The sequence below is a fragment of the Paracoccus sp. P2 genome (assembly GCF_046335115.1).
Taxonomy (GTDB): Bacteria; Pseudomonadota; Alphaproteobacteria; order Rhodobacterales; family Rhodobacteraceae; genus Paracoccus; species Paracoccus pantotrophus.
In genome coordinates, this window is record NZ_JBGOSN010000074.1 from 1 (window position 1) to 11,906 (window position 11,906).

Annotated in this window: 11 protein-coding genes and 1 pseudogene; 10 read left to right on the forward strand and 2 right to left on the reverse strand. The window is 65.4% G+C overall.

Annotated features, from left to right (window positions below; translation table 11 throughout):
• The first annotated feature begins 187 nt into the window (after positions 1–187).
• The 10 genes from ACDP63_RS23030 (at position 188) to ACDP63_RS23075 (ending at position 10,862) form a co-directional block, all read left to right on the forward strand.
• On the forward strand, positions 188–1,054 hold the full coding sequence (locus ACDP63_RS23030; protein WP_010397850.1) for a branched-chain amino acid ABC transporter permease: 867 nt from the start codon (positions 188–190) through the stop codon (positions 1,052–1,054).
• Complete coding sequence (locus ACDP63_RS23035) at positions 1,051–2,052, forward strand: branched-chain amino acid ABC transporter permease (protein ID WP_409928711.1); 1,002 nt, start codon at positions 1,051–1,053, stop codon at positions 2,050–2,052. Before ACDP63_RS23030 ends, ACDP63_RS23035 begins: the two co-directional genes overlap by 4 nt.
• Positions 2,049–2,804 (forward strand): ABC transporter ATP-binding protein, encoded by a 756-nt coding sequence (locus ACDP63_RS23040; protein WP_010397854.1) that lies wholly within the window; start codon positions 2,049–2,051, stop codon positions 2,802–2,804. Before ACDP63_RS23035 ends, ACDP63_RS23040 begins: the two co-directional genes overlap by 4 nt.
• Complete coding sequence (locus tag ACDP63_RS23045) at positions 2,801–3,508, forward strand: ABC transporter ATP-binding protein (protein WP_010397856.1); 708 nt, start codon at positions 2,801–2,803, stop codon at positions 3,506–3,508. Before ACDP63_RS23040 ends, ACDP63_RS23045 begins: the two co-directional genes overlap by 4 nt.
• An 87-nt stretch (positions 3,509–3,595) precedes the next feature.
• The gene (locus ACDP63_RS23050) at positions 3,596–5,707 is read left to right on the forward strand and encodes an acetate--CoA ligase family protein (protein ID WP_010397858.1); all 2,112 of its coding nucleotides are present in this window, start codon (positions 3,596–3,598) and stop codon (positions 5,705–5,707) included.
• A 2-nt stretch (positions 5,708–5,709) separates the two neighbouring features.
• Complete coding sequence (locus tag ACDP63_RS23055) at positions 5,710–6,468, forward strand: GntR family transcriptional regulator (RefSeq protein WP_010397861.1); 759 nt, start codon at positions 5,710–5,712, stop codon at positions 6,466–6,468.
• A 100-nt stretch (positions 6,469–6,568) separates the two neighbouring features.
• Complete coding sequence (locus tag ACDP63_RS23060; protein ID WP_010397863.1) at positions 6,569–7,771, forward strand: ABC transporter substrate-binding protein; 1,203 nt, start codon at positions 6,569–6,571, stop codon at positions 7,769–7,771.
• A 38-nt stretch (positions 7,772–7,809) separates the two neighbouring features.
• On the forward strand, positions 7,810–9,009 hold the full coding sequence (locus tag ACDP63_RS23065) for an MFS transporter (RefSeq protein ID WP_010397865.1): 1,200 nt from the start codon (positions 7,810–7,812) through the stop codon (positions 9,007–9,009).
• A gap of 28 nt (positions 9,010–9,037) precedes the next feature.
• Positions 9,038–9,856, forward strand: coding sequence for an enoyl-CoA hydratase/isomerase family protein (locus tag ACDP63_RS23070; RefSeq protein WP_029372318.1), 819 nt, complete (start codon positions 9,038–9,040; stop codon positions 9,854–9,856).
• A 22-nt stretch (positions 9,857–9,878) separates the two neighbouring features.
• Complete coding sequence (locus tag ACDP63_RS23075) at positions 9,879–10,862, forward strand: MDR family oxidoreductase (protein ID WP_010397869.1); 984 nt, start codon at positions 9,879–9,881, stop codon at positions 10,860–10,862.
• Between the two features lie 194 nt (positions 10,863–11,056).
• Here ACDP63_RS23075 and ACDP63_RS23080 read toward each other — a convergent pair whose 3' ends face one another.
• Both ACDP63_RS23080 and ACDP63_RS23085 read right to left on the reverse strand, forming a co-directional pair.
• Entirely contained in the window at positions 11,057–11,701 is a 645-nt protein-coding gene (locus tag ACDP63_RS23080) for a DsbA family protein (protein ID WP_062562779.1), read from the reverse strand.
• A gap of 107 nt (positions 11,702–11,808) precedes the next feature.
• Positions 11,809–11,906, reverse strand: a pseudogene (locus tag ACDP63_RS23085) (IS5/IS1182 family transposase); the annotation flags it as partial.

Here is an 11,906-nt window from a genome sequence, read left to right on the forward strand (position 1 = left end):
GCCATCTGGGCGTCGGTCAACCAGAAGAGATCAGACATGTTCACCGCTCGTTTTTCGAACCGTGAATCACGCAGCCTCGCAGAAATCAATGGGTCCTGACCCTAATGTCAACGTTAAGATTGTTGACATTAAGACAAAGAATCCGCACCCTTCGAATCAGCGGAGCATTCGGAGGGAGGAGCCGAAAATGCTTGCACTATCGTTGGTCCTGAACGGTATCGTTCTGGGCTCGGTACTGCTCTTGTTCAGCCTTGGGCTGACCTTGATCTACGGTGTTGGCCGTATCGTAAATTTTGCTCATGGCGCTTTGTTCAGCGCCGGAGCCATGGCCGGCGTCTGGCTGGTCGCATCTGGCGTTCCGTTCGGCCTCGCGCTGGTCGTCGCGCCGGTGGGGGTGGGACTGATCGGCGTGCTGATCGACTGGGCGATCCTTGCCCGGATCCGCGATCGTCCGATGGTGGACAGCCTGCTTCTGACCTTCGGCCTGGCGCTGCTCATCACCGGGATTCTCTATGAACTTGGCGGTCGCAATGTCCAGATCATGCCCATCCCCCAGGTCTTGGGCGGCGTGATCTCGATGGGTGGCATCAGCCTGCCGGCCTACCGCATCTTCGTCTCGATCTTGGCGGTGGCACTGACGGTTGCGCTGATCCTGTTCCTGAAGAACTCGAAATGGGGCTTGCGCGTGCGCGCCGCCAACGACGACCCCGAAATGGGCGCATGTATCGGCATCGACCGCGAGCGGCTGATGCACTCGGTCGTGGGGGTCAGCGCAGCACTGGCCGCTGCGTCCGGAGTCGCGGCCGCGCCGATCTTCACCGCCCATGCGGTGGTCGGCGACAAGATCCTGATCCTGGCCTTCATGACGGTCATTCTCGGTGGTCTCGGCAGCTTGCGTGGGGCGGTGGTCGCCGCCTACGTCGTCGGCCTGATCCTTGTCTTCGGCGAGGGCTATTTCGGCGGCCAGTTGGCGCTGATGCTGCTGTTCATCATGGTCATGGCGATGCTGATCAACTGGCCGCGCGGATTTTTCGGCGAAGGGAGAACGGAATGACCGGAGCAACCCTATCAGAGCGCCGCACGCGCAGCCGGGGCGGGCTGATCGGCTTGGCCATCGTCGCGCTGGCCGGCATCGTCCTGCCTTTTGCGAGTGCGGGCCAGCCGTTTCTGCTGATGCTGGCATCGCATGCCCTGATCGCGGCAATCCTCGCGCTCAGCCTAGACATGCTGACCGGCAATACCGGATTGCTGTCTTTCGGACATGCCGCCTGGTTCGGCTTCGGCTCATACGTCGCGGGGCTGCTGTCGAAAAGCGCCAGTTCCGACATTGTCGTGCTGAGCCTGCTGACGCTGGCAGCCACGGTCCTGGTTGCCGGGGTCATCGGGGCGGTTCTGGTGCGCCAGATCGGCAAGACCTTCGCCATCCTGACCCTTGCGCTCAGCCAGATCATGTTTGCCATCGTCTTCGTCTTCTCCGACATCACCGGGGGCGAGGACGGGCTGCACGGCATTCCCATGGCCACGTTCCTCGGGATGCAGATCGTCAGCCCGACCACCTGGTATGCAATTCTGCTGGTTGCGCTGCTGCTAGCGCTGGCGGGGGCGTTGCATCTGCGCCGCTCGCCGCTCGGCCGGGCCTGGCTGGCCATCCGTGAGAACGGTGAGCGGGCACGCTTCATCGGCATGAACGTCAACAAGCTGAAGCTGATGTCCTATGTTATCTCGGCCGGGCTCGCCTCTCTTGCCGGTGTTTTGTTCGTGCTGTTCAACGGTGCTACCTCGCCCGATCTGCTGCACTGGCTCGAGTCGGGCAAGGTGCTGATGTATGTCGTCCTCGGCGGCGTCGGCACCATCTTCGGCCCGGTGATCGGTGCGGTGGTCTTCACGCTGGCCGAACATTACGTCAGCACCTTTACCGATGCCTGGCTGATCTATTTCGGCGCGCTTTTCGTGCTGATCGTCATCGTCGCGCCGGGCGGGCTGTTCGGTGGCGCGGCGCGGATCGCCGAACGCCTGTCGGCCCGTAAGTCGGGACGGAGGACCGCGCAATGATCATCCTGGAAGTCAGTGAACTGACCAAGCATTTCGGTGGGTTGAAGGCGGTGAACGGGGTGAACCTGCGGGTGCAGCGGGGATCGATCCACTCGATCATCGGGCCGAATGGCGCGGGCAAGACCACGTTGTTCAACCTCATCACCGGCTCGATCCGTCCCATGTCCGGCACCGTCCTGTTCGAAGGGCAGGACATCACCGGCTGGCCGCCCGAGCGGCTGGCGCGCGGCGGGGTTGCCCGCACGTTCCAGCGCACCAGCATCTTCATGGACCTGCCGGTGCTGGAGAACGTCATGCTGGCGATCCGGTCGCGCGAAGGGCGCTCTGCCGCGCTATGGCAGTCGCACCAGCACGAGGACGAGGACGCCGACGAGGCGCGGGGTATCCTTGCCAGCGTCGGGCTGCGCGGGCGCGAGGATGCGAAGGCCGGAATGCTGGCGCATGGCTATCAGCGCGCGCTGGACATCGCCATCGGCCTTGCGCTGAAGCCGCGGCTGATCCTGATGGACGAACCACTGGCCGGCATGTCGCGCGGCGACCGCGAGACCATCGCCTCGCTGATCACCCTGCTGCGCGATACCATGGGCCTGACCATCATCGTGGTCGAGCATGACGTGGGCATGATCATGCGGCTGTCCGACCGGATCACCGTCATGCAGCACGGCACCGTCATCGCCGATGCCCCGCCCGAGGAAATCCGCGGCAACGAGGCCGTCCGTCAAGCCTATCTGCATGGGAGTTTCGCGGAATGAACGCCGTGCTTCGCTACGACAACCTGTCGGCTTTCTATGGCGTCAGCCAGATCCTGCACGGGCTCAGCTTCGACGTGCCGGCCGCTTCGGTGACCTGCCTTCTGGGCCTGAACGGCATGGGCAAGACCACGACGCTGCGCGCCACCATGGGGCTGGTTGACCGGACCGAGGGCCGGATCACCCTGAACGGCCGGGAAGTGACCGGCCCGACCTTTCGCCGCGCCCAGATGGGGGTGACGCTGGTGCCCGAGGATCGCAAGGTCTTTGCCAATCTGACGGTCGAGGAAAACCTGGAAGTCGCGCGCCGGCCGACCGGATCGGGGCAGGACTTCACCATTGCCGAGGCGGTCGAGATCTTTCCCCGCCTGGGCGAGCGGATGGGCCAGAAGGCCGGCACGATGAGCGGCGGCGAGCAGCAGATGCTGGTCGTGGCCCGCGCCATGCTGGCCAACCCGGCCTACATGATGCTGGACGAGCCGACCGAGGGCCTGTCGCCCAGCTATGTCGGCGCCATCGCCCAATCCATCGAAGAGGCGCGCAAGCGCGGCATCGGGGTCATCCTGGTCGAACAGAGCATCCCGCTGGCGCTTTCGGTCGGGGATGCCTTCCACATTGTCGAGAACGGCCAGATCAGCCGCAGCTACACGCGCGATGAGGCGCTGGCGGATCGGGAAGGGCTGGAGCGGATGCTGACGGTCGAGTGATCCGCACGGGCAAATATAAACGGGTTGAAACGGCGGCTGCCGCCATCGGGCACGGCTGCGCTTCACGGAACAATATTCAGGAACGAGATGAAAACCGAAATCGAATCCAAGGAACTTCTGGCGCGCTACGGGATCGAGACCACGCTGCCGGAACTGGCGGCCTCGCCGGAGGAGGCGCATGCCATCGTCGCGCGGATCGGCGCGCCCTGCGCGCTGAAGGTCGTCTCGGCCGATATCGTCCACAAGGTCGATGCTGGCGGTGTCCGCCTGTCGGTCACGGCGGAAGGGGCGGCGGATGCCTGGCGGTCGATCATGGACGCCTGCAGGGCCTCGTACCCTTCGGCGCGCATCGACGGCGTGCTGGTCGAGGAAATGGTGTCGGCGGGGCTTGAAGTCTTCATCGGCGGGCGGATCGATCCGGATTACGGGCCGGTAGTGCTGTTCGGCGCCGGCGGCAGCGGGGTAGAGCAACGCGGTAAGCCTGTTGCCGCGCTGGCGCCGCTGACGGAGACGGAGGCCCGGTCGATGATCGATGCGGCCTTCCCGGCCCCCTTCGCGGCCGAGGATGCGGTCGGCCGTGTCGCGCTGGTCCGCTGCCTGATGGCGGTGGGCGGGCCGGAGGGCATGCTGCTGAACGAGGACATCGCCGAGCTTGACATCAACCCGATCATCCTTTCCGGCGCCCGCGCGGTCGCGGTCGATGCGGTGGCGGGCGGCGAACGCCCTGCCGCCACTCCGCGCGGCGCGGCCGAGACCGCCGCCGCGCTTGACGCCCGCCGTGCCAAGCTGTCCGGGATGGGGGCGCTGTTCAATCCCAAGGCCATCGCTTTCGTTGGCGCCTCGACCTCGCCCGACAAGTTGGGCCATCACATGATCCGCAACCTGGTCGATTTCGGCTTCACCGGCCCGATCTATCCGATCCACCCCAGCGCCGACGAGATCTGCGGCCTCAAGGCCTATCCGACGATCACCGATGCGCCGGACGGGATCGACCGCGCGCTGGTTGCCGTCGCCAGCCATCGCGTGCCCGACGTGCTGGCCGAATGCCGCGCCAAGGGGGTCAAGCTGGCGCAGGTGCTGACGGCGGGCTTCGCCGAGTTTTCCAGCGACAGCGCCGACCTGGAATGCCGGATGCTGGAACAGGTCGCGGACGGGGCGATGCGCATGGTCGGGCCGAACTGCATCGGCACCTTTTCGGCCAGCTCGCGCATGGCGATCGGGGCGGCGCGCTACAACCCGACCGAGGGCGGCGGCATCACTTTCTTCTCGCAAAGCGGCACCTTTGCCGGCGACGTGGTGCGCAGGGCGCAGGTCTGGGGTCTGCCGCTTGGGCGGGCCTTGTCCTGCGGCAACTGCTCGGACGTGGACATGGTCGATCTGCTGCTGCAGGCCGCGCAGGATCCCGAGACGAAGATCATCGCCTTCTACATGGAATCCCTGCGTGATCCGGGGCTGTTCTTCCGCGCGGCGGCGGCGCTGGAGAAGCCGGTGGTAATCCTGCGCGGGGCCCAGACCGAGCAGGGTCAGGTCGCGGCCTCCAGCCACACGGCGGCGATGGCGACCGACAGCCTGTTGTGGGCCGCGGCGCTGGCGCAGTCCGGGGTCATCCAGGTCTCGAATGTGGACGACCTGATGGACACGCTGCTGGCGCTGACCGCGCATGGGCGGGGACCGGGCGCGCGGCTGGCGATCTTCGGCTCGGGCGGCGGGGTCAGCGTCACCGCCTCGGATGCGGCGGCGCGGGCGGGGCTGGTGGTGCCTGCGCTCGACCCGGCCACCGAGGAAGGGCTGAGGCGCTTCGGTATTCCCGGCACCAGCGTCGCCAATCCCATCGACATCCCGGTCTGGGGCCTGCGCGACGGCGAGCGCTACATCTTTGAGGAAATCATCAACCTGCTGAAGGTGTCGCCGGTCATCGACCGGGTGGTGGTCTTCGTGGAGATGGGCTGGGTGCTCGATTTCATGGACAGCGACGAGGCCGGTCTGGTCGCCCTGGAACGGATCTGCGATTCCATTGCCCGTGCGCGTCCTGACGGCGCGGCGATGTCGCTGGCATTGCGCAGTTCGGGCGACAAGTACCAGGACGATTTCGTCCGCGACCAGCGCGTGAAGTTCCTGAAACAAGGAATTTCGGTGTATCAATCGACATCACGGGCCGTTCGTGCTCAGGCAAGACTGGTTCACGGCAAAGGGATGTAGAATTGACCAATCGCGCTTCCAGCAATCCACAAACCCCGACATTCGGCACTCATGTCGATCTGGCCAGGACATTCCGGACCGATCCGGCCGAGGGTATGCAAACCCTGCCCGAGCAACTCAGCGCCCGGATCATGGCATTGATCATCAACGGCGAGTTCGAGCCGGGTCAGAGATTGCAGGAAAGCGCATTGGCCGAACGGTTCGAGGTCAGTCGCGGTCCGATCAGGGAAGCGCTACGGATTCTGGAGCGTGAGGGGCTGGTGACCATGGCCTCGCGCCGCGGCGCCAGCGTCACCCGGCTGACCGCCGCGCGGTTGCGTGACATCTTCAATGTGCGCGCGGCATTGATGGGCATATGCGCCGAGGAACTTGCCGAACGTCGGGACCCCGAGGTTCAGTCGATTGTGGACGAAGGAACCAGAAGCCTTCTGGCGGCCAACAAGGCTGGTGATGAGGAGGAGTTCATCGCCATCGTCTATCAACTCAGCATGTATGTCGCCGAGGCGGCCGGAAACGAGATCGCGCGCTCGATCCTGTTCTCGCTGGGCCGGCAGACCCTACCGCTGACGCGACGCCTGTTCCAGGACGAGGCCGAACGCCTGACCTGGGCCGGCAACTGGCAGGCGATCAGCGAGGCGATCCGCGCGGGCGATCCCGTCCGGGCGCGTCAGGCCGTGCGAAAGCTGATGGCCGATATCACCGTAGGCGATCTGGCCATACACGAGCGGCTCGAAAAGGAGCGACGTTCGGCCGGAGCATAATCAACGGGTTCACAACGCGGGAACGAACCCGGTCGTCGGCGCCTCGGGGAGGGGGCGCCGGGAGGTATCTTATGCCCGCATTGCGAGAGTGGAGGAGAAAATGGGAAAGTTTCGGTTCAGCGGGATGGCGGTGTGTGCTCTTGCGGCTTGCGCGGTGCTGTCGGGCGGCCCGGCGACGGCCGAGGTCGCCATCGGGGTCTTCGTGCCCACCACCGGGGTGTTGGCGCCCCTCGGCAATGACATGCGCAATGGCTTCCTGCTGGCTGCGAAGGGTGCCACCGTCAAGGGCGAGCCGGTCAGGCTGATCGTCGAGGACACCGGCGGCAATCCCGCGAATGGGCTGCGCAAGGCGCAAAAGCTGGTGCTGGAGGACAAGGTCTCGCTGCTGTTGGGCGGAGCAAGCAGCGCGGTCACGCTGGGCATCAACGCCCAGGCGCCACGCCTCAACGTGCCGATCATCACCACCAACGCTCAGGCGGTACCGATCACTGGCGAACAGTGCAGCCGCTTCATGTTCCGCACCGTGCCCCATGACGGCAATACGGCCAAGGCCAGCGCGGCGATGTTCGCCGAGCGGCCCGACATGATCGGACGGAAATGGTTCGTGGTCTATCACGACTATGCCTACGGCCTGTCGAATAAGGCCGAATTCGCGCATATCCCCGGCATCCAGATCGCCGGCGAGGCCGGCCGCCCCGTCGGCACGGCGGATTGGTCCAGCGCCATTGCGCAGATCCAGTCCAGTGATGCGGACGGTATCTATCTGGCGCTCGCCGTGGGGGACGACCTGACCGCCTTCGTCAATCAGGCGCGCGGCTACGGGCTGGACTTTCCGATCATGACCCCGGCCGGCATTCCCGACACGATGCTGCAGGCGCTTGGCAAGAACGGCGTCGGCATGATCGCGAACGGGCTGACCGCTTCCTGGATGCAGGAGGACGAGAACCCGCAGATCGCGGAACTGGTCAAGGCCTATCACGACGAATACGGCATCGTGCCGGGCTATCAGGCGATTCAGGCCTATGCGGGGATGCAATTCGTTCTCGCCGCGCTGGAGGCGGCGGACGAGATCTCGACCGATGCGATCATCAAGGCGCTCGAAGACACGGTGGCGGAAACCGTCGTGGGACCGATCGACATCCGTGCCGAGGATCATCAAGGCATGCAGGGCACCTTCGTTGCTGAGGCGGTGGCGGTGGATCCGCCCCGGCATGGCGCCTCCATCGGCTGGAAGCCCGTGACCCCGATGACTTGGGACCAGATCAACCTTCTGCCCGAGGAAACCGGGTGCAAGGGCTTCTGATCCCTTTGCCTGCCACGCTTTGACAGGGAAGAGCTGCCATGACCGATAAAGCCCGCTCCATCGGATTGATCCTGTTCTGTCAGGTCGCGGCAATGACGCTGTGGTTCTCGGCCACGGCGGCAGCGGTGGCGCTGGTGGCGGATGGCACACTCTCGGGCCAGCAGGCGGGCCTGTTGACCGGCGCGGTGCAGCTTGGCTTCGTCGCCGGGACCCTGCTCAGTGCGCTGACCGGTATGGCCGATCGTTTTGACCCGAGGCGGCTCTTCGCTGCCTCGGCCTTGTGCGGGGCCTTGGCCAACCTGCTGCTTCTGGTCACCGGCTTCGACAATGCGGCGACGGTGATGCTGCGCTTCCTGACCGGCATGACGCTGGCCGGGGTCTATCCAGTCGGCATGAAGATGGCGGCGGGCTGGTCGCAGAAGGGTATGGGGTTGATGATCGGCGTGCTGGTGGGCGCGCTGACGCTGGGCTCGTCGCTGCCGCATCTGTTCAATGCGATGGTCGGGCTGGACTGGCGCACGACGATCCTCGTCTCCAGTCTCTGCGCGACCTCAGCGGCCGGGGCGATCCTGTTCTCCGACCTCGGGCCATACCTGCGCCGCGCCGCCCGCTTCCGCTTTTCCGAGGCGCGGCGGGCGCTTCTGCAGAAGCCCGTGCTGCTGGCGAATGCCGGCTACCTCGGCCACATGTGGGAGCTTTATGCCATGTGGGCGTGGATCGGCGTTTTCCTCGAATGGGCGCTGACGAGGGCGGGAAGCCCGCTGGCGGCGCAATCCGGGCTCGTCACCTTCGCGGTGATCGCCACCGGCGCGCTCGGCTGCGTCGTCGCGGGCGTGCTGGCCGACCGTTTCGGCCGCACCACCGTCACCATGGCGGCCATGGCGGTCAGCGGAACCTGCGCGCTGCTGATCGGCCTGACGCCGGCTCTGGGGGCGGGCGTCGTGATCGCGGTCGCCTTGATCTGGGGCATCAGCGTGATTGCGGATTCGGCACAGTTCTCGGCGAGTGTCGCTGAATTGTCCGAGCCCGAACTGGTCGGCACCATGCTGACGCTGCAGACCAGCATGGGTTTCCTGCTGACCTTCATCATCATCCAGTCGATGCCGCTGATCGTCGCGGCCTGCGGCTGGGCCTTTGCCTTTGCTGCGCTGGCCATCGGGCCCTGGCTGGGTGTGCTGGCCATGGGGCGGCTGCGCCGGCTGCCCGAGGCCCTGCGGCTGGCCAATGGCCGGCGCTGAAACCGAAACCTCAACGACGGAGTCTCAGATGGAATGGGAAACACTTCTTTACGACCAGCCCGAGCCGGGCATCGGCGTCGTCACTTTCAACCGGCCCACACGCGCGAACGCCATGAACCAGCATATGCTGGCCGAACTGGACCAGCTTTGCCGCCATATCTCTGCCGATGCCGGTATTCGTGCCGTCATCGTGACGGGTGCGGGAAAGGCGTTTTCGTCGGGCTTTGACCTCAAGGCGCAGGCGGAGGCGACGCCGCAGGGCGTCGGTGAATGGGAGCCGGTGCTGGAGGCCGATTTCAGGGGCATCATGTCCTTCTGGAACCTGTCCGTCCCGACCATCGCGGCGGTCAACGGGGCGGCCCTTGCCGGAGGGTTCGAACTGATGATGGGCTGCGACCTCGCCCTGTCGGTCGAAAGCGCGGTCTTCGGCGAGCCGGAGCTGAAATTCGGCGCCGGCATCGTCGCCATGCTGCTGCCATGGCATGTGCCGCCCAAGATCGCCAAGGGTGTCATCTTCACCGGCGAGGATTCGATTTCGGCGCAACAGGCGCTGGATTGGGGGCTGATCAACCGCATCGTGCCGGACGGGAATCTTATGGACGAATCCCTTGCGCTGGCCCGGCGGATCTCGCGGCTGGACGCGATGGCGATGCGGCGCACCAAGCAGGCGATGCACCGCAGCTATGAGCTGATGGGGATGCAGGCGGCGCTGCGGGCCTCGCTGGATATCGATATCCTGCTGGAAGGCGAGGGGACGGATCTCAAGCGAGGTTTCCTCAAGGTGCTGCGCGACCAGGGGCTGGGCAAGGCTCTGGCCTGGCGCGAGGCGCGCTTTGCCGGCGCATGACATCAAGGAAGGAGTAGAAACCATGTTCGACGCAATCCTGATCGACAAGGACGAGAGCGGATATTCCGCCAGGCTGGCGCAGTTAGACGACGATGCGCTGCCCGAGGGCGACCTGACGGTCGCGGTCGAATGGTCCACGATGAACTACAAGGACGCGCTGGCGCTGACCGGGAAAAGCCCGGTCGTCCGCCGCTTTCCCATGGTTCCCGGCATCGATTTCGCCGGCACGGTCGTCCAGTCCGGCAGCGATGCCTTCCGGCCGGGCGACAAGGTGGTCCATACCGGCTTCGGCATGGGCGAGACGCGATGGGGCGGCTATGCCGAACGGATGCGCGTGGCCTCCGAACGCACGCTGAAGCTGCCCGAGGGTCTGGACACAAGGCAAGCGATGGCCATCGGCACGGCCGGGTTTACCGCAATGCTATGCGTGCTCGCTCTTGAACGGCATGGCGTGAAGCCCGGCGACGGCGATGTTCTGGTGACCGGGGCAACGGGCGGCGTCGGCAGCTTTGCCGTGAAGCTGCTCGCCGGCCGGGGCTACCGCGTCGTCGCGGCGACCGGCAAGGCCAGCGAGGCCGACTATCTGACCGGCCTCGGCGCAGCCGAGATCCTGGATCGGGCCGAGCTTTCGGCACCCGGCAAGCCTCTGGGCCGCGAACGCTGGCTTGGCGCGGTCGATGCCGTGGGTGGCGTGACGCTGGCCAATGTATGCGCGGGCACGAAATATGGCGGCACCGTTGCAGCCTGCGGCCTGGCCGAGAGCATGGAGTTTCCCGCCACCGTCGCCCCCTTCATCCTGCGCGGCGTGACGCTGGCCGGCATCGACAGCGTGTTCTGCCCGATGGAGCTGCGCGCCCAGGCCTGGGAGGCGCTGGCGAAGGAAGTCGATGCCGGCACATTGGATCAGGTCGCGACCGAGATAGGTCTTGCGGATGTGATCGGTCGGGCATCGGAACTGCTGGAGGGAAAGGTTCGGGGTAGGCTGCTCGTCAACGTAAAACGTTGAACAACAGCGTCACCGGCATCGTTTGCCGATGACGCTGTAGGAGACCAGGGATTGCGCCGTCGGCGAGGCGGGCGCGGGCTGATCAACGATCGGCACGGCGGCATCGAGTCGACGAGGTGCGCCGCGATCAGTAAGATCGCTGGACTTGCCAAACCGTGCCGGCTGGCTCGATCCGCTCGGGGCCGATCAATAAGTCACGAGCGGTTGCGGCGCACCTTTGCAATCATTGCGCGAAGCTCGTTTAGTGATTGCCGGCCGAACGCGCCGAAGTCCCCGGCGATGAAGGTCGGCGTCCCGGACAGCCCCATCTTTTCGGCCAGGATCCACGAATGCTCGATCTGGCGGGCGATCACGACATCATCCATATCCCTGCGCAGGCGGTCCATGTCCAGCCCGACCGCCTCTGCGACACGATGGGCGCTCCTGTCATCCGCCTCGCCCTCGATGTTCATCAGGCCGGCGTGGAACTGCCAGAACCTCTCCTGCCGCAACGAGGCCAGCGACATGCGGGCGCAGTAAAGCGAAGCCGCACCGAATACCGGCCATTCCCTCAGCAGCACCCGCAGATTCGGGTCTTCCGAGATCAATTGGTGGATGTCGGCAACCGAAGCGCGGCAGTAGGGGCAATTATAGTCGAAAAACTCGGTCAGCGTGACATCTCCCGAGGGGTTGCCAAGGACCGCGCCGAGCTGTTCGTGCTCCAGGGCCTGGCGCAGCTCCGGGGGCATCGGATTGTCCTGCGCCCGCGCGGATATTCCGCTGGCCGCCAAGGCGCTGGCTGCGATGCCGGTCCGCAGGAAACGCCGGCGGTCGGGGTGATGTCTTTTGTCCTGTGGCATGAACCTGTCCTTTTCCGGATCTGCCGCGGATCGATATGAGCAATGGCTTAACCCAACCTTAAGAGGCTGCCCCGTCTGCGCCCGCGCGCTCTTAAGCTGCGCTTAGGTCATGTTGACAAATGACGCAGCCAGAGGCGGATGGACGTGATGTCGATGAAACCCAGGAAGCTTTCGGCGGTCTTGTCGTAGCGGGTGGCGACGCGGC